The sequence below is a fragment of the Streptomyces sp. GESEQ-35 genome, from assembly GCF_017948485.1.
Classification (GTDB): domain Bacteria; phylum Actinomycetota; class Actinomycetes; order Streptomycetales; family Streptomycetaceae; genus Streptomyces.
In genome coordinates this window covers 17737-35743 of sequence record NZ_JAFFSX010000036.1, presented here as the reverse complement: position 1 = coordinate 35743, position 18007 = coordinate 17737, and the positions used below count along the sequence as shown (strand labels likewise).

At 70.6% G+C, this 18007-nt stretch carries 14 protein-coding genes; 13 read left to right on the top strand and 1 reads right to left on the bottom strand.

Annotated elements, in window-relative coordinates; translation table 11 throughout:
• The first annotated feature begins 56 nt into the window (after positions 1-56).
• From KCH87_RS43770 to KCH87_RS43760, 3 genes are all read left to right on the top strand, one after another.
• Entirely contained in the window at positions 57-2492 is a 2436-nt protein-coding gene (locus KCH87_RS43770; RefSeq protein ID WP_210593544.1) for a UvrD-helicase domain-containing protein, read from the top strand.
• A 312-nt stretch (positions 2493-2804) separates the two neighbouring features.
• Positions 2805-4214, top strand: coding sequence for an NAD-dependent malic enzyme (locus KCH87_RS43765; protein ID WP_210593543.1), 1410 nt, complete (start codon positions 2805-2807; stop codon positions 4212-4214).
• Between the two features lie 346 nt (positions 4215-4560).
• Complete coding sequence (locus tag KCH87_RS43760; protein ID WP_105974351.1) at positions 4561-4842, top strand: HU family DNA-binding protein; 282 nt, start codon at positions 4561-4563, stop codon at positions 4840-4842.
• 133 nt (positions 4843-4975) lie between these two features.
• Here the strand turns inward: KCH87_RS43760 and murA are convergent, their stop codons facing one another.
• On the bottom strand, positions 4976-6316 hold the full coding sequence (gene murA, locus KCH87_RS43755; RefSeq protein WP_210593542.1) for a UDP-N-acetylglucosamine 1-carboxyvinyltransferase: 1341 nt from the start codon (positions 6314-6316) through the stop codon (positions 4976-4978).
• A 250-nt stretch (positions 6317-6566) separates the two neighbouring features.
• Between murA and KCH87_RS43750 the strand changes: the two genes are divergently transcribed.
• The 10 genes from KCH87_RS43750 (at position 6567) to KCH87_RS50330 (ending at position 17860) form a co-directional block, all read left to right on the top strand.
• On the top strand, positions 6567-7139 hold the full coding sequence (locus KCH87_RS43750; RefSeq protein ID WP_210593541.1) for a YqgE/AlgH family protein: 573 nt from the start codon (positions 6567-6569) through the stop codon (positions 7137-7139).
• A gap of 29 nt (positions 7140-7168) precedes the next feature.
• Positions 7169-7462, top strand: coding sequence for a DUF3039 domain-containing protein (locus KCH87_RS43745; RefSeq protein WP_210593540.1), 294 nt, complete (start codon positions 7169-7171; stop codon positions 7460-7462).
• Between the two features lie 235 nt (positions 7463-7697).
• Positions 7698-8993: an extracellular solute-binding protein gene (locus KCH87_RS43740; protein WP_210593539.1), complete on the top strand. Its 1296-nt coding sequence runs from the start codon at positions 7698-7700 to the stop codon at positions 8991-8993.
• A gap of 53 nt (positions 8994-9046) precedes the next feature.
• Positions 9047-9967 (top strand): carbohydrate ABC transporter permease, encoded by a 921-nt coding sequence (locus KCH87_RS43735; protein WP_374199101.1) that lies wholly within the window; start codon positions 9047-9049, stop codon positions 9965-9967.
• Positions 9964-10809, top strand: a complete 846-nt coding sequence (locus KCH87_RS43730; RefSeq protein ID WP_210593537.1) for a carbohydrate ABC transporter permease — start codon at positions 9964-9966, stop codon at positions 10807-10809. The genes KCH87_RS43735 and KCH87_RS43730 overlap by 4 nt, the downstream gene beginning before the upstream one ends.
• A 2-nt stretch (positions 10810-10811) precedes the next feature.
• A complete protein-coding gene (locus KCH87_RS43725; RefSeq protein ID WP_210593536.1) occupies positions 10812-12449 on the top strand; it encodes a beta-N-acetylhexosaminidase in 1638 nt (545 codons plus the stop codon).
• Positions 12450-12685: 236 nt separating this feature from the next.
• The gene (locus KCH87_RS43720) at positions 12686-13579 is read left to right on the top strand and encodes a xanthine dehydrogenase family protein subunit M (RefSeq protein ID WP_210593535.1); all 894 of its coding nucleotides are present in this window, start codon (positions 12686-12688) and stop codon (positions 13577-13579) included.
• The gene (locus KCH87_RS43715) at positions 13576-15429 is read left to right on the top strand and encodes a 2Fe-2S iron-sulfur cluster-binding protein (RefSeq protein ID WP_210593534.1); all 1854 of its coding nucleotides are present in this window, start codon (positions 13576-13578) and stop codon (positions 15427-15429) included. Before KCH87_RS43720 ends, KCH87_RS43715 begins: the two co-directional genes overlap by 4 nt.
• The gene (locus KCH87_RS43710; RefSeq protein ID WP_210593533.1) at positions 15426-17735 is read left to right on the top strand and encodes a molybdopterin cofactor-binding domain-containing protein; all 2310 of its coding nucleotides are present in this window, start codon (positions 15426-15428) and stop codon (positions 17733-17735) included. The genes KCH87_RS43715 and KCH87_RS43710 overlap by 4 nt, the downstream gene beginning before the upstream one ends.
• A complete protein-coding gene (locus tag KCH87_RS50330) occupies positions 17732-17860 on the top strand; it encodes a hypothetical protein (protein WP_282613075.1) in 129 nt (42 codons plus the stop codon). The genes KCH87_RS43710 and KCH87_RS50330 overlap by 4 nt, the downstream gene beginning before the upstream one ends.
• The last annotated feature ends 147 nt before the right edge of the window (positions 17861-18007 follow it).

Here is an 18007-nt window from a genome sequence, read left to right as displayed (position 1 = left end):
CCGGGGCCCCCTTCGCGTACCTTTGACGGCTGCCCAGCACGTCAGAAGGGGGCCCGGTGGCCGCACAGGCTCAACAGGAAACCGCGCTCGACTCCTCCCAGGACTCCGTACGCGACGACTCCGCTCGCGACCAGGAGATCAGCGTCGAACAGGAACACCTGAACCGGGTGTACCAGCGGCTCGAGGAGAAGATCCACGAGGCCGAGTTCCTCATGCACGACGCCGCCAAGCGCGGCCAGGTCGGCACACCCGGCGCACTCGCCGAGCGTGACGCGCAGGTCTTCCGGGCGGGTGTCCACCTCAGCCGCCTGAACAACGAATTCGAGGACTTCCTCTTCGGCCGGATCGACCTGCTCCTCGGCAAGGACGGCAAGAAGGGACCCGACGGCGCCTACACCGCCATCGAGCCCGCCGACGGCGCCGTACGCGACGACGGCACGGCCGACATCGCCGAGACCCTCCACATCGGCCGTATCGGCGTCCTCGACCAGGACTACGCGCCCCTGGTCATCGACTGGCGCGCCCCCGCCGCCGCCCCCTTCTACCGCTCGACCCCGGTCGATCCGGGACGGGTGGTCCGGCGCCGGGTGATCCGCTCCAAGGGACGCCGTGTCCTCGGCGTCGAGGACGACCTGATGCGCCCCGAGCTGAAGGCCACGCTGGACGGCCACGAGCTCCCGGTGATCGGCGACGGCGCCCTGATGGCCGCCCTCGGTCAGGCCCGCAGCCACACGATGCGCGACATCGTCGCCTCCATCCAGGCCGAGCAGGACCTGGTCATCCGCGCCCCCGCCGCCTCCGTGACGTATGTCGAAGGCGGCCCGGGAACGGGGAAGACGGCGGTGGCGCTGCACCGGGCAGCGTATTTGCTGTACCAGGACCGGCGCCGGTACGCGGGCGGCATCCTCATCGTCTCGCCGACCCCGCTGCTGGTGGCGTACACCGAGGGCGTCCTGCCCTCCCTCGGCGAGGAGGGCCAGGTCGCCATCCGCGCCATCGGCTCCCTCGTCGACGGCACCGAGGCCACGTTCTACGACTCCCCGTCGGTGGCCCGCGCCAAGGGTTCGTACCGCATGCTGAAGGTGCTGCGGAAGGCGGCGCGGGGGGCGCTGGAGCTGGGGCCGGGTGCCGCCTCGGGCCGTTCGGCCTCAGGCCGTCCCGCCTCCGTCCGTCCCGCCTCCGGCCAGCTCGCCTTCGGCGAGGAGGAGGACGACGCCACGGCAGGATCGGCGCCGGCCCCCGCCGGTCCGCCCACCCGGCTGCGGGTGGTCGCGTTCGGGCGCCGTCTCGAACTGGAGGCGGCCGAGCTGGAACGTATCCGCCACGCCGCCCTCGGCGGCACCGCCCCCGTCAACCTGCTCCGCCCGCGCGCCCGCAAGCTTCTCCTGGACGCGCTGTGGGACCGGTCGGGTGCCGCCACCCGCCACACCGACCCCGAGCTGGCCGCCGAGCTGCGGTCGTCGTTCGACGAGGACATCACGTCCGAGGACGACTTCCTCGCCTTCCTCGACGCCTGGTGGCCGGAGCTGACACCGCAGCACGTGCTGGCCGCCATGGCCGACGAACGCCGGCTCGGCCGCTGGGCCCGGCGGATCCTCAACCCCGGCGAGATCCGCAAGGTGGCCCGTTCGCTCAAGCGGGACGGTCACACCGTGCACGACATCGCCATGCTCGACGAGCTCCGGGCGATCCTCGGCGCCCCCGCCCGCCCCCGCAGGAAACGCGAACTGGACCCGCTCGACCAGCTCACCGGGCTCGAGGAGCTGATGCCCGTACGCGAGGAGTCGCAGCGGGAGCGGGCCGAGCGGCTGGCGCAGGAGCGCGTCGAGTACGCGCACGTCATCGTGGACGAGGCCCAGGACCTCACGCCCATGCAGTGGCGCATGGTCGGCCGCCGCGGCCGGCACGCCACCTGGACGGTCGTCGGCGACCCGGCCCAGTCCTCCTGGTCCGACCCCGACGAGGCCGCCCAGGCCCGGGACGAGGCCCTCGGCACCCGCCCGCGCCGCCGCTTCGAGCTCACCGTGAACTACCGCAACCCGGCCGAGATCGCCGAGCTCGCGGCGAAGGTACTGGCACTGGCCATGCCCGGCTCCGAGTCGCCCCGGGCGGTCCGGTCCACCGGCGTGCGGCCCCGCTTCACCGCCGTGAGCGCCTCCCTGGGCCGCACCGTCCGCGAGGAGGCCGCCCGGCTGCTCGACAGCGTCGACGGCACGGTCGGCGTCGTGGTCGCCATGAACCGGCGCGAGGAGGCCCGCCGCTGGCTCGCCGGCCTCGGCGACCGGGTCGTGGCGCTCGGCAGCCTGGAGGCCAAGGGCCTGGAGTACGACGCGACGGTCGTCGTCTCGCCCGCGGAGATCGCCGACGAGAGCCCGGCGGGCCTGCGTGTGCTGTACGTCGCACTGACCCGGGCCACCCAGCAGCTGACGGTGGTGTCGGCGGAGCGGGACGCGCCGGACGGGAACGGGGTGCCGGACCTGCTGCGGGACTGAACGAGGGACGGCTGGATGAACTCTCGGGACGGGAATGGCCCTACGGGATCTGTTTGTTAGCCTGGGTGTGGCACCGGCCCGATCCAAGCCCCCGGGCCCAACCTTCGTCGCTACGAGCGACCACTTGCCGCGAGGCGAGCATGGCGGGTCGGTGTCACTGAACGTTCGAGAGGCCCACGTCGATGTGACGTGGGCCTCTTTCGCTGTGAACAAAACGTTCGCAATCCGGGGCGGCTACCAGCTACCCGACAGTAGGTGCGACCATCGGACGGCATACCCAGCGTCACCCGGTGAAAGCAGAGGAAGTCGGCCATGGCAACGGCGCCCAGCGTCTCCTACTCGATTACGGTCCGGTTGGAGGTGCCCGCGAGTGGAACCGCGGTCTCCCAGATCACCACGGCCGTAGAGTCCCACGGAGGCTCGGTGACCGGCCTCGACGTGACCGCGTCCGGCCATGAGAAGCTCCGGATCGACGTCACCATCGCGGCGAGCTCCACGGCCCATGCCGACGAGATCGTCCAGCAGCTCCGCGGCATCGAGGGCGTCACGCTCGGCAAGGTCTCCGACCGTACGTTCCTCATGCACCTCGGCGGCAAGATCGAGATGCAGTCCAAGCACCCCATCCGCAACCGTGACGACCTGTCCATGGTCTACACGCCGGGTGTGGCCCGCGTCTGCATGGCGATCGCCGAGAACCCCGAGGATGCGCGCCGCCTCACCATCAAGCGCAACACCGTTGCGGTCGTGACGGACGGCTCCGCCGTCCTCGGGCTCGGCAACATCGGCCCGATGGCCGCCATGCCGGTCATGGAGGGCAAGGCGGCCCTCTTCAAGCGCTTCGCCGACATCGACGCCTGGCCGATCTGCCTGGACACCCAGGACACCGACGCGATCGTCCAGATCGTCAAGGCGATCGCCCCCGGGTTCGCCGGCATCAACCTCGAGGACATCTCCGCGCCCCGCTGCTTCGAGATCGAGGCCCGGCTGCGTGAGGCCCTCGACATCCCCGTCTTCCACGACGACCAGCACGGCACCGCGATCGTGGTGCTGGCGGCGCTCACGAACGCACTTCGCGTGGTGGGCAAGGGAGTTGAGAACGTACGGGTCGTCATGTCCGGCGCCGGAGCGGCCGGTACGGCGATCCTGAAGCTGCTTATCGCCGCGGGCGTGAAGCACGCCGTCGTCGCCGACATCCACGGCGTCGTGCACGCCGGCCGCGAGGACCTGGTGGACGCCGCCCCCGACTCGCCGCTGCGCTGGATCGCCGACAACACCAACCCCGAGGGCATCACCGGCACCCTCAAGGAGGCCGTGCGCGGCGCCGACGTCTTCATCGGCGTCTCCGCCCCGAACGTCCTCGACGGCGATGACGTGGCCGCCATGGCCGACGGCGCCATCGTGTTCGCGCTCGCGAACCCCGATCCCGAGGTCGACCCGGCAATCGCCCGCCAGACGGCGGCGGTTGTGGCCACCGGCCGCTCCGACTTCCCCAACCAGATCAACAACGTGCTGGTCTTCCCGGGTGTCTTCCGCGGCCTCCTCGACGCCCAGTCCCGCACGGTCAACACCGAGATGATGCTCGCGGCCGCGAAGGCGCTGGCGGACGTCGTGACCGAGGACGAGCTCAACCCGAACTACATCGTCCCCAGCGTCTTCAACGACAAGGTCGCGGGCGCGGTGGCGGGGGCGGTGCGGGAGGCCGCCAAGGCGGCGGGGGCGTAGGCGTCGTAGGCTCTTGGGGCGGGCACCTGCTGTGAGGATCGCCACGGCAGGCCTCACCTCGGCGCGTCGCGGAACGCAGGGGCTTTGGCCGCCGTTTATCGTTGCGGCCAGGCTCAACCCTCTTTTCGTGTGACTCCCAAGGGTGTTATCACGACTCCTACGGGTGCCGGATTGGCTTTCCCGCCGCAGGTAGGGGCAGGATGCCTCCCTGGGCGCGAGGGTCCGATGGCGGACCCGGGTCCGGGGAATGTCCGAGGGCCCTGGCAGCATCTACTTCGCAGTGCCCGATATGCGGCTCCGCCGCGTGGCACGCCTCATACGGCAAGAAGAACACGGGAGTAACAACATGAACCGCAGTGAGCTGGTGGCCGCGCTGGCCGACCGCGCCGAGGTGACTCGCAAGGACGCCGACGCCGTTCTGGCCGCTTTCGCCGAGACCGTCGGCGAGATCGTCGCCAAGGGCGACGAGAAGGTCACCATCCCCGGCTTCCTGACCTTCGAGCGCACCCACCGTGCCGCTCGCACCGCGCGCAACCCGCAGACCGGCGACCCGATCAACATCCCGGCCGGCTACAGCGTGAAGGTCTCCGCGGGCTCCAAGCTCAAGGAAGCCGCCAAGGGTAAGTAACCTTGCCATCTGTATGCCACGGGATGGTGTACGGCTTGTAGCAACGCCAATGGGGCGGCGCCCGGACTCCGGGTGCCGCCCCATCGTTGTCGCTGTCACCAATGGCCTCAAACGCCGGCCGGGCTGACCAATCTCACCCGAGCGCCTTACCAGGCAGCTCCACCTTCGCGCCCAGTTCCACGAGCTTCTCCATGAAGTTCTCGTAGCCGCGGTTGATGAGGTCGATGCCGTGGACGCGGGAGGTGCCCTGGGCCGCCAGCGCCGCGATGAGGTAGGAGAAGCCGCCGCGGAGGTCGGGGATGACGAGGTCCGCGCCCTGGAGCTTCGTGGGGCCGCTCACGACTGCCGAATGGAGGAAGTTGCGCTGCCCGAAGCGGCAGTTTGAGCCGCCGAGGCACTCGCGGTAGAGCTGGATGTGGGCGCCCATCTGGTTGAGCGCGGACGTGAAGCCCAGGCGGGACTCGTAGACCGTCTCGTGGATGATGGAGAGGCCTGTCGCCTGCGTGAGGGCCACGACCAGCGGCTGCTGCCAGTCCGTCTGGAAGCCGGGGTGCACGTCGGTCTCCAGCGCGATCGACTTCAACTGGCCACCGGGGTGCCAGAAGCGGATGCCCTGGTCGTCGATCTCGAAGGCGCCACCCACCTTCCGGTAGGTGTTCAGGAACGTCATCATCGAGCGCTGCTGGGCGCCGCGGACGTAGATGTTGCCCTCGGTCGCCAACGCCGCGGACGCCCACGAGGCGGCCTCCAGGCGGTCCGGCAGCGCGGCGTGGTTGTAGCCGCCGAGCTGGTCCACACCGGTGACGCGGATGGTGCGGTCGGTGTCCATCGCGATGATGGCGCCCATTTTCTGGAGAACGCAGATGAGGTCCTCGATCTCCGGCTCCACGGCGGCGTTGGAGAGCTCGGTCACGCCTTCCGCGAGGACGGCCGTCAGCAGCACCTGCTCGGTCGCGCCGACCGACGGATACGGCAGCTGGATCTTGGTGCCGCGCAGCCGCTGCGGAGCCTCCAGGTACTGGCCGTCCGCCCGCTTCTCGATCTTCGCGCCGAACTGCCGCAGCACCTCGAAGTGGAAGTCGATGGGCCGGCCGCCGATGTCGCAGCCGCCGAGACCGGGGATGAACGCATGCCCGAGGCGGTGCAGCAGCGGACCGCAGAACAGGATGGGGATGCGCGAAGACCCCGCGTGGGCATCGATGTCGGCGACATTCGCGCTCTCCACGTGCGAGGGGTCGAGGACCAGTTCGCCAGGCTCCTCACCCGGAAGGACCGTCACCCCGTGCAGTTGCAGCAGACCGCGTACGACACGCACGTCACGGATGTCCGGAACGTTGCGCAGTCGACTCGGTGCGCTGCCCAGCAGGGCGGCGACCATGGCCTTCGGTACGAGGTTCTTCGCACCGCGGACACGAATCTCGCCCTCCAGCGGGGTTCCGCCGTGGACAAGCAGGACATCGTCGTTGACGGTCATGTATCTCGCGTTCCGATGAGTTGGGCAGGGCCGGGGAAACAGAGTAATCGCCGCCGACCCCCCTTCCGTAAGCCCAAGTACCACCCAGCTGCGTCATAGCTCTGTCACAACACGAACCGTTCACAATCGGACACATGGGGTCACTGGCCGAGTTGTGCGCCTGGGACGCACCTGTGAGCCCTGAGCTGCATTCACTCCCGTACCCCCATTGCCTCCCCGAGCGAAGGGAAGATGCGGGATCATGTCTCGCATGACCGAGGTGTCCTCGCTCACAGGGCGGTTGCTCGTGGCCACGCCCGCCCTGGCGGACCCGAACTTCGACCGCGCGGTGGTGCTTCTCCTCGACCACGACGAGGAGGGCTCGCTCGGTGTCGTCCTCAACCGCCCCACCCCGGTGGGCGTCGGCGACATCCTGGAGGGCTGGGCGGGTCTCACCGGCGAGCCCGGCGTCGTCTTCCAGGGCGGCCCGGTGTCGCTGGACTCGGCCCTCGGTGTGGCCGTCATCCCGGGCGAGCCCTCCGGCGAGTACGTCCCGCTGGGCTGGCGCCGGGTGCACGGCGCGATAGGGCTCGTGGACCTGGAGGCCCCGCCGGAACTGCTCGCCGCGGCCCTCGGCTCCCTGCGCATCTTCGCGGGCTACGCCGGCTGGGGCCCCGGTCAGCTGGAGGACGAGCTGGTGGAAGGCGCCTGGTACGTGGTCGAGTCGGAGCCCGGCGACGTGTCCTCCCCGGCGCCGGAAAGACTCTGGCGCGAGGTCCTGCGCCGCCAGCGCAACGAGCTCGCGATGGTCGCGACGTACCCGGACGACCCTTCGCTCAACTGATGCATGTGAGCTTCAGTACCCTTGGGCGTATGAGCACTCTTGAGCCCGAGCGCGGGACTGGTACGGGGACCCTCGTAGAGCCGACGCCACAGGTGTCCCACGGCGACGGCGACCACGAGCGCTTCGCCCACTACGTCCAGAAGGACAAGATCATGGCGAGCGCCCTCGACGGCACCCCCGTCGTGGCGCTCTGCGGCAAGGTGTGGGTACCGGGCCGCGACCCGAAGAAGTACCCGGTGTGTCCCATGTGCAAGGAGATCTACGAGTCCATGGGCGTCGGCGGCGGCGACGACAAGGGCAAGGGCGGCAAGGGCGACAAGTAGCCCTTCGGCTCACGTGGCCCTCCGGCCGGTCGGAAGTAAGTGAGGCCCCTGAGGCACGTTTTGCGTGCCCTTGGGGGCCTTTGTGCTGTCCGTGCGTTGCACGGGGTGCGTCTGCCGGTCACAGAGTGGTTGAGACCTCTTGTGGTCGTGTTCATGCAGTCCCTAGCCTCCGTTGTGTTGTGCAGAGCGAAACCACCATTGCGTATGTTGCAACGCACTCCCGGAGGACTACTCCATGAAGCTTTCTCCCAGACTCCCCGCCCTCCTCCTCGCCGCCCTGGTCGTCACGGCCTGCGCCCCCCAGACGTCCGACAACTCCTCCTCCGACGAGGACGAGAAGACCGGCACGCTGCGGGTCTGGCTCTTCCAGGAGGTCGGCAACCAGCCGAAGGAGAAGGTCGTCGACTCCGTGGTCGCCGCCTTCGAGAAGGCCCACAAGGACACCGAGGTCGACGTCGAGTACATCCCGATCGAGACCCGCGCCCAGCGCGTCAAGGCCGCCTTCAACGACCCGAAGTCCGCTCCCGACGTCATGGAGTACGGCAACACCGACACGGCCGGCTATGTGAAGGACGGCGGGCTCCTCGACGTCACGAAGGAGTTCGGCGACTGGAGCGAGGCCAAGGACACCGACCCCACCGCGAAGCAGTCGGTCACCGTCGACGGCAAGGTCTACGGAGCGCCCCTCTACGTCGGCGTCCGCGCCCTGTACTACCGGACGGACGTCTTCGAGGAACTCGGCCTCGAAGTCCCGAAGACCATGGCCGAGCTGGCCTCCACCGCACGTGAGATCCGCGCCGCGAAGCCCGACCTGTACGGCCTGGTCGTGGGCGGCGCCTACACGTACGGCGCGATGCCGTTCATCTGGGCCAACGGCGGTGAACTCGCCACGGGCAAGGGCGGTTCGTACGCCTCCGCCATCGACAGCGCGGCCGCCCAGAAGGGCATCAAGGCCTACACCTCCCTCTTCGGCGACGACAACTGTCCCGCCGCCAAGTGCGCCGGCATGGGCGGCAACGACACGATCACCGCGTTCGCGGCGGGCAAGGCGGGCATGGCGATCGGCGGCGACTTCAGCCACACCGCCGTCGAGGCGGGCAAGGTGAAGGGCAAGTACGCGGTCGTGCCGCTGCCGGGAGTGGAGTCCGGCTCGATCGCGCCGGCCTTCGCGGGCGGCAACAACATCGGTGTGCTGAAGTCCACGTCGCATCGGACCCTCGCGGTCCAGCTGATGGAACAGCTTGCCTCGAAGGAGACCCAGTCCTCGCTGTTCGACGCGATGGGATTCCTGCCGACGTTCGCGGATGTGCGGCAGCAGGTGGCGGCGGAGGAGCCGTACGTGAAGCCGTTCGCGCAGACGCTGTCCGCGGGGACGAAGTTCGTTCCTGCCTCGCCCGCGTGGGCGCAGATCGATTCCTCGCTGGTGTTGCCGACGATGTTCCAGGAGGTCATCAGCGGTAAGAAGGATGTGGCGGGGGCGGCCGAGGGGGCGGCGACGAAGATGAACGATGCGTTTGGCTCTGCGGGGTGACGCCTAATAGCTCGGGGGTTGTGGAGCGTCGGCGGGTGCAGGCATTCGGTGGCTTGTCGCGCAGTTCCCCGCGCCGCTTGGGGGGTGGGGGTGCGCGGCGTCGAGGAAGCTGGACTCCCTGGTTGTACCTCGCTCCCGCCCTCGTCGTTCTTGGTGGGCTGCTTGTCTATCCCATCTATCAGCTTGGGCTGATCTCGTTCTTTCAGTACACGCAGGCCCAGGTCAGTGGTGGGGAGCCGACCACCTTCGAGGGGTTCGGGAACTACGCGGAGCTGTTCTCCGACGAGCAGTTCTGGCAGGTGCTGCTGGCGACCGTGCTGTTCGCGTCGGCGTGCGTGGTGTCGACGCTGGCCGTCGGGTGTGCCCTCGCCGTGCTGCTCACGCGGGTGCGTGCGGTGCCTCGGCTGGCGTTGATGCTGGCGGCGCTGGGGGCATGGGCCACGCCGGCGGTCACGGGATCGACGGTCTGGCTGCTTCTCTTCGATCCCGACTTCGGGCCGGTGAACCGGGTGTTGGGGCTCGGTGACTACTCATGGACGTACGGGCGCGTCAGTGCCTTCTTCCTTGTCCTGCTCGAAGTGGTGTGGTGCTCCTTCCCGTTCGTGATGGTGACGGTGTACGCCGGGATCCGTGCCGTGCCGAGTGAGGTGCTGGAGGCCGCCGCGCTGGACGGTGCCTCGCACTGGCGCATCTGGCGTTCGGTGCTCGCGCCGATGCTCCGGCCGATCCTCGTGGTCGTCACCATCCAGTCGGTCATCTGGGACTTCAAGGTCTTCACCCAGATCTACGTCATGACGAACGGGGGCGGCATCGCCGGGCAGAACCTCGTCCTGAACGTGTACGCGTACCAAAAGGCCTTTGCGTCCTCGCAGTACAGCCTGGGCTCGGCGATCGGCGTCGTGATGCTGCTGATCCTGCTGGCGGTCACGCTCGTGTACCTGCGGTTGCTGCGCAGGCAGGGGGAGGAGCTGTGAATCTCGTGCGTGGTCTGGTACGGCGTCCCTGGCGGCTGGCCGCCGAGGCGTCGGCGCTGCTGATCGCGGTCGTCGTCGCCTTCCCCCTCTATTGGATGGCGCTCAGCGCCTTCAAACCGGCCGGGGAGATCGAGTCGACCGAGCCCCGGCCGTGGACGCTGGCGCCTTCGCTGGATTCCTTCCGGCGGGTCTTCGGGCAGCAGGAATTCGGCCGTTACTTCGTCAACAGTCTGGTGGTGGCCTGCACGGTCGTGTTGGCCTCCGCGCTGATCGCGTTTCTCGCGGCGACCGCGGTGACACGATTCCGCTTCCGTTTCCGGACCACCCTGCTGATCATGTTTCTGGTGGCCCAGATGGTGCCCGTGGAGGCGCTGACGATCCCCCTGTTCTTCCTCATGCGGGACTTCGGCCAGCTGAACACCCTGGGTTCGCTGATCCTGCCGCACATCGCCTTCTCCCTGCCCTTCGCGATCTGGATGCTGCGAGGGTTCGTGAAAGCCGTTCCGGAGGCGTTGGAGGAGGCCGCCTACATCGACGGGGCGAGCCGGGCGCGATTCCTGTGGCAGATCCTTTTCCCGCTGGTCTTCCCCGGGTTGGTGGCGACCAGTGTGTTCTCCTTCATCTCGGCCTGGAACGACTTCCTGTTCGCCAAGTCCTTCATCATCAGCGACACCTCCCAGTCGACCCTGCCGATGGCTCTGCTGGTCTTCTACAAGCCCGACGAGCCGGACTGGGGAGGGGTGATGGCGGCCTCCACGGTGATGACGATTCCGGTGCTGGTGTTCTTCGTACTCGTACAGCGGCGGCTGGTCTCCGGACTGGGCGGCGCGGTAAAGGACTGAACGTGACTTCATCGACGGATCTGATTCCGGCACCTCGCAGCGTCGTCGCAGGTTCAGGCGAGGTGCGGCTGACGGTGCACTCTCAGCTCTACGCCGGAACCGCGACGGAGGGCGTCGGTCACTGGCTGCGCACCGTCCTGAGGCAGGCCACCGGTCTGCCGCTGCGCGAGGGGAGGGAACTCGACGACGCCGTGGACGACGGCATCGGGCTCCAACTCGTCCCCGGGCTCGGCCCCGAGGAGTACCGCCTTGTCAGCGACGCGACCGGCGTGCTGATCGAGGGCGGCAGCCCGGCCGGTGTCCTCTGGGGCGCCCAGACGCTGCGTCAGCTTCTCGGCCCCGACGCGTACCGCAGGGCCCCGATCGGCCGCGACCGCACCTGGGCCGTGCCGCACGTCACGATCGAGGACTCCCCCCGCTTCCGCTGGCGCGGCCTCATGCTCGACGTGGCCCGGCACTTCATGCCCAAGGACGGCGTCCTGCGCTACCTGGATCTGATGGCCGCCCACAAACTCAACGTCTTCCACTTCCATCTGACGGACGACCAGGGCTGGCGCGTCGAGATCAAGAAGTACCCCCGGCTGACCGAGGCCGGTTCCTGGCGGGCGCGCACGAAATTCGGCCACCGCGCCTCACCGCTGTGGGAGGAGAAGCCGCACGGGGGCTTCTACACCCAGGACGACATCCGGGAGATCGTCGCCTACGCCGCCGAGCGGCATATCACCGTCGTCCCCGAAATCGACGTACCGGGCCACTCGCAGGCCGCCATCGCCGCGTACCCCGAACTCGGCAACACCGACGTCATCGACACCACCGCTCTCTCCGTCTGGGACGACTGGGGGATCTCTCCGAACGTACTCGCCCCCACTGACAACACCCTGCGCTTCTACGAGGGGGTCTTCGAGGAACTCCTCGACCTGTTCCCCTCGGAGTTCGTTCACGTCGGTGGCGACGAATGCCGGAAGGACCAGTGGAAGCAGTCGCCGACCGCGCAGGCGCGCATCAAGGAACTCGGGCTCGCGGACGAGGACGAACTCCAGTCGTGGTTCATCACGCACTTCGACGGCTGGCTCACCGCGCGCGGGCGCAGGCTCATCGGCTGGGACGAGATCCTGGAGGGCGGTCTGGCGCCGGGTGCGGCGGTGTCGTCCTGGCGTGGGTACCAAGGCGGAATCGCCGCCGCGCGGGCCGGCCACGACGTCGTCATGTGCCCCGAGCAGCAGGTGTACTTGGACCACCGCCAGGCCGCGGGCGAGGACGAACCCGTGCCCATCGGGTACGTGCGCACCCTGGAGGACGTCTACCGCTTCGAGCCGGTTCCACCGCAGCTCACCGAGGAGCAGGCCGGCCATGTGATCGGCACTCAGGCCAACGTGTGGACCGAGGTGATGGAGGACCACGCGCGCGTGGACTACCAGACGTTCCCGAGGCTCGCGGCCTTCGCCGAGGTGGCCTGGAGCACCGGCCTGCCCGCCCCCGCGGAGCGGGACTTCGCCGATTTCGAGCGGCGGATGGGCGTCCACTACCGGCGACTTGACGCCCTGGGCGTCGGCTACCGGCCGCCCACGGGGCCGCTGCCATGGCAACGGCGGCCGGGCGTTCTGGGCCGTCCCATCGAGGGGGCGCCCCCGAACAGGTAATGGGAACAGGCAGTGAAAAAGACCCCAAGCATCACCGAAGAGTGGCAATTCGAGCGCACGGTTGATCTCGTGTGAAAACGGACCATCTCGCTGGTGAGGGGGGCGAATGCCTCCTAGCGGACCCCCGCGTTCGGGTCCTGCGAAGATGTGCCAGAGTTGCCAAGTCCGCCCTGTCAGCACGTACCGTACGGCAGCACAGGTGGGACCAGGTGGGGCAGCGGGAAGGGGCAGTCGGTTTGACCACGAGCGCACCGCAGGCGGCGCAGGCCGTCACGCTGCCCACGACGCTGGACGAGGCCGTGGCGGCGCTCGCCGCCATGCCCGCCGCCGTCCCCGTGGCCGGCGGCACCGACCTCATGGCCGCCATCAACTCCGGACAGCTCAGGCCCGCCGCGCTGGTCGGCCTCGGCCGGATCAGCGAGATCCGCGGCTGGCAGTACCAGGACGGCCACGCGCTGCTCGGCGCGGGTCTCACGCACGCCCGCATGGGCCGCCCCGACTTCGCCGCCCTCATCCCGGCGCTCGCCGCCGCCGCGCGCGCCGCGGGCCCGCCGCAGATCCGCAACGCGGGCACCCTGGGCGGCAACATCGCGACGGCCGCCCCCACCGGGGACGCGCTTCCCGTGCTGGCGGCCCTGGAAGCGACACTGGTCATCGCCGGCCCGGGCGGGGCCCGCCGGGATGTCCCGGTGTCGCACCTGCTGGCCGGCGTGGAGATGCTGCGCGGCGGCGAACTCATCGGGTACGTGCGCGTGCCGCTGCTGCACGCCCCGCAGGTCTTCCTCAAGGCGACCGGCCGCACCGGCCCCGGCCGCGCCGCCGCCTCGGTCGCGCTGGTCCTCGACCCCGCCCGGCGCGGAGTCAGGTGCGCCGTGGGGGCCATAGCGCCGATGCCGCTCAGGCCCCTGGACGCCGAGCAGTGGGTCGCCCGGCTGATCGACTGGGACAACAACCGCGCGATCGTCCCCGAAGCGCTGACCGCCTTCGGGGAGTACGTCGCCGCGGCCTGCATCCCCGACCCGGTACCGGCCGAGGACGGCTCCGTACCGCAGCTTCCGCCCGCCGTAATGCACCTGCGGCGCACCGTCGCCGCGCTGGCCCGACGAGCACTGGGGAGGGCACTGTCGTGACCGACGACCAGCACGGAGAGGGCGCGCCCCAGGGCGGCGGCCGCTGGGATCCGCTGCCTCAGGGCGACTACGACGACGGCGCCACCGCCTTCGTGAAACTCCCCGAAGGGGGCATCGAGGCCCTCCTGGCCTCCGTCGACCCGCTCGCCGCGCCGGGCCACGGGTATGTGCCGCCGCCGATAACGGCCAACCCCGCCCCGCCCGCCGGGCCCGACCCCGCCGCCCCCGGCGGCTGGCCGGCGCCCGCCGACGGTGTGCAGTGGCCCGACCCGAACGCCGCGCCCCAGGACGCCGGGAGCGACCGGTTCGGGTACAACCCGGGGGCGACCGGGCAGTGGAACTTCGAGACCGTCGAAGGCTCAGCGGGCTCGGCTGCGGACCATGCCGCCGCGCCGGGCCACGACGTGACCGGGCAGTGGTCGATCCCCGTCGCCGGCGGTGACCTTCCGGACGAATCGGGCGAGTTCACCACATCGTCCCTGGTCGAGCAGTGGGGCGGCACACCGCCGGCCACACTGCCCGGCGGCGCGGCCGCTCCCTGGGCGACGGAGGGGGCCGGGCAGCCGTGGGGGCAGGACGCGGCGCACACCGCGACTCCGGCCGAGGCAGCCGGGCCCGCGGTCGACGCTCCTCCCGGTCACACGCACGGCGAGGTGTCCGCGCAGGCGTACACGAGGGCGCACCCGGGCACTCCGGCGCAGCAGCACGGGGACACCACGGCCCAGCAGCACGCGGTTTCTCCCGCTCAGCCGCACACGGACGGGCGAGGGGACGGCGCCGCGCAGCCGCACGCGGACACCCGCGCCCAGCAGCACCCGCAGGCCCACCCCTCGCAGCGCCCGGGGACGCCCGCCCAGCCGCACGCGGAGACGCGCGGGGAGACCGACGCGCAGCACGCGCAGGCCCACGCCCAACAGCACGGCGACGCGCCTGCCCAACAGCACGGCGAGGCGCCCGCCCGGCACCCGCACGATCAGCCCCACGCCCAACAGCCCGCCGATGGACGCGCCCCAGCGGCCGCACGGTCGGCGCACGAGACCGCCGTAGCCGCCGCACAGCTCGCTCAGAAGGCCCGTGACGCAGCCGAGGCGGCTGAGGGTGCCCAAGGGGCCACGGAGGCCGCTGAGGGCGCCGTAGAGCCTTCTGTGGAGCCGGAGCCGGGAGCCGACGCGGAGGCCGGCGACGAGCGCGGCGCGTCGCAGACCCCGGGCGACACGCCCACGCCACCCGGCGAGGAGCACCCGCTCGCCTCGTACGTCCTGCGCGTCAACGGCGTCGAACGGCCCGTCACCGACGCCTGGATCGGCGAGTCGCTGCTCTACGTACTGCGCGAGCGGCTCGGTCTCGCGGGCGCCAAGGACGGCTGCTCGCAGGGCGAGTGCGGCGCGTGCAACGTCCAGGTCGACGGCCGGCTCGTCGCCTCCTGCCTGGTGCCCGCGGTCACCGCGGCCGGCAGCGAGGTCCGTACGGTCGAGGGCCTGGCGGAAGACGGACAGCCCTCGGACGTGCAGCGGGCGCTCGCCCGGTGCGGCGCGGTGCAGTGCGGCTTCTGCGTGCCGGGCATGGCGATGACCGTGCACGACCTGCTGGAGGGCAACCCGGCACCGACCGAACTCGAGGCCCGCCAGGCGCTGTGCGGCAACCTGTGCCGCTGCTCCGGCTACCGGGGCGTCCTGGACGCCGTCAAGGACGTCGTCGCCGAACGCGAGGCGCACAGCACGGCCGACAGTGAGACGAACTCGGACGAGGCACGTATCCCGCATCAGGCGGGCCCGGGCGCCGGCGGCGTCAACCCATCGGCGTTCGAGCCGCATGACCAGGCGTACGGACAGGACGGAGGCCAGGCGTGAGCAACGAAGCCGCCACCGCGACCACTGCCGCGGAGGCAGCCCCCGCCCCCGAGGAGATCCCGCACGGCCTCGGCGCCTCCCTGCACGCAGCCGACGCCCGCGCCAAGACCGAGGGCACGTTCCCGTACGCGGCCGACCTGTGGGCCGAAGGCCTGCTCTGGGCGGCCGTCCTGCGCTCCCCGCACCCGCACGCGCGCATTGTGTCGATCGACACGTCCCACGCGCGCGAGATGCCCGGCGTCCGTGCCGTCGTCACCCACGAGGACGTGCCCGGCACCCCCCGGTACGGCCGGGGCGCGGCCGACCGTCCGGTGTTCGCCTCCGAGGTCGTACGCCACCACGGCGAGCCCATCGCCGCCGTCGCCGCAGACCACCCCGACACCGCGCGGATGGCCGCGGCCGCCGTCATCGTCGAGTACGAAGTCCTCGACCCGGTGACCGACCCGGAGCAGGCCTTCGAGGCCGAAGCGCTGCATCCCGACGGCAACCTGATCCGCCACATCCCGCTGCGCCACGGCGACCCGGACGCGGCCGGCGACATCGTCGTGGAGGGCCAGTACCGCATCGGCCGCCAGGACCCGGCGCCCATAGGAGCCGAGGCGGGCCTCGCGGTGCCGCGCCCGGACGGCGGCGTCGAGCTGTACCTCGCGTCCACGGACCCGCACAGCGACCGCGACACGGCCGCCGCCTGCTACGGCCTGGAGCCCGACCGCGTGAAGGTCGTCGTCACCGGCGTCCCCGGCGCCACCGCCGACCGCGAGGACCAGGGCTTCCAACTCCCGCTGGGCCTGCTGGCGTTGAAGACCGGCTGCCCGGTCAAGCTGACCGCGACGCGCGAAGAGTCCTTCCTGGGCCATACCCACCGCCACCCCACCCTGCTGCGGTACCGCCACCACGCGGACGCCGAGGGCAAGTTGGTCAAGGTCGAGGCACAGATCCTGCTGGACGCGGGCGCCTACGCGGACACCTCCTCGGAGGCGCTGGCCGCCGCGGTGTCCTTCGCCTGCGGCCCGTACGTCGTCCCGAACGCGTTCATCGAGGGCTGGGTCGTACGCACCAACAACCCGCCCTCCGGCCACGTACGCGGCGAGGGCGCCATGCAGGTCGCCGCCGCCTACGAAGCCCAGATGGACAAGCTCGCGAAGAAGCTGGGCGTCGACCCGGCGGAGCTGCGCCTGCGCAACGCCCTGGCCACCGGCGACGTACTGCCGACCGGCCAGTCGGTGACCTGCCCGGCCCCCGTCGCCGAACTCCTCCAGGCGGTACGGGACTTCCCCCTCCCGGCGCTCCCCAAGGACACGCCCGAGGAGGACTGGCTGCTGCCCGGCGGCCCCGAGGGCGCGGGCGAACCGGGCGCGGTGCGCCGGGGCGTGGGCTACGGCCTCGGCATGGTGCACATGCTCGGAGCCGAGGGCGCCGACGAGGTCTCCACGGCGACGGTCAAGGTCCAGGACGGGATCGCCACCGTGCTCTGCGCGGCCGTCGAGACCGGCCAGGGCTTCACCACCCTCGCCCGGCAGATCGTCCAGGAGACACTCGGCATCGACGAGGTGCACGTCGCCCCGGTCGACACCGACCAGCCACCGGCGGGCGCGGGCTGCCGGGGCCGCCACACCTGGGTGTCCGGCGGCGCGGTGGAGCGCGCGGCGAAGATGGTCCGCACGCAACTGCTCCAGCCCCTGGCCCACAAGTTCGGCATGTCCACGGAGTTGCTCCAGATCACCGACGGCAAGATCACGTCGTACGACGGAGTTCTTTCGACCACCGTCACCGAGGCGTTGGACGGCAAGGAACTGTGGGCCACCGCCCAGTGCCGCCCGCACCCGACGGAACCCCTGAACGAAGCCGGCCAGGGCGACGCCTTCGTGGGCCTCGCCTTCTGCGCGATCCGTGCGGTCGTGGACGTCGACATCGAACTGGGCTCGGTACGGGTCGTCGAACTGGCCGTGGCCCAGGACGTGGGACGCGTGCTGAACCCGGTCCAGCTGACGGCGCGCATCGAAGCGGGCGTCACCCAGGGCGTGGGCATCGCGCTGACGGAGAACCTGCGCACGGCACGCGGACTGATCCGCCACCCCGACCTGACCGGCTACGCCCTGCCCACCTCCCTGGACGCCCCCGACATCCGCATCGTCAAACTCGTCGAGGAGCGGGACGTGGTCGCCCCGTTCGGCGCGAAGGCCGCCAGCGCGGTACCGGTGGTGACGTCCCCGGCGGCCGTCGCCTCCGCGGTGCGCGCCGCGACGGGCCGCCCCGTCAACCGCCTCCCGATCCGCCCGCAGGCGGCGGTGGTGACCGGCCAGTGACGGCCCCCGACCCCGAGCCGCCACGATACGAACCGCCGCCCGGCGTGGGGAAGTTGCTGGTGTGGGTGCTGGTGTTCGTGTTCGCGGCGGTGGTGGTCGTGCTGGGCGGCATCTACTTTGCGTGACCGGCTGTGTGCGACGTAACACCCTTGGCGTTGCTGGGCTACGGGCCGTTGTCAGTGGTGCGGCGTAGTGTCTTCGGCGTGGGGACGGTGCGGCTGCGACCGCGCTCGACGGCTGCCACGCCGCGCCCCGCTCGGGGATTGTGAACG

Excerpts from the sequence above, each read along its gene's own strand:
- KCH87_RS43745 (WP_210593540.1), top strand. The coding sequence starts at position 7,169 with ATGAGCACTCTTGAGCCCGAGCGCGGGACTGGTACGGGGACCCTCGTA.
- KCH87_RS43760 (WP_105974351.1), top strand. The coding sequence starts at position 4,561 with ATGAACCGCAGTGAGCTGGTGGCCGCGCTGGCCGACCGCGCCGAGGTG.
- murA (WP_210593542.1), bottom strand. The coding sequence starts at position 6,316 with ATGACCGTCAACGACGATGTCCTGCTTGTCCACGGCGGAACCCCGCTG.
- KCH87_RS43765 (WP_210593543.1), top strand. The coding sequence starts at position 2,805 with ATGGCAACGGCGCCCAGCGTCTCCTACTCGATTACGGTCCGGTTGGAG.
- KCH87_RS43750 (WP_210593541.1), top strand. The coding sequence starts at position 6,567 with ATGACCGAGGTGTCCTCGCTCACAGGGCGGTTGCTCGTGGCCACGCCC.
- KCH87_RS43740 (WP_210593539.1), top strand. The coding sequence starts at position 7,698 with ATGAAGCTTTCTCCCAGACTCCCCGCCCTCCTCCTCGCCGCCCTGGTC.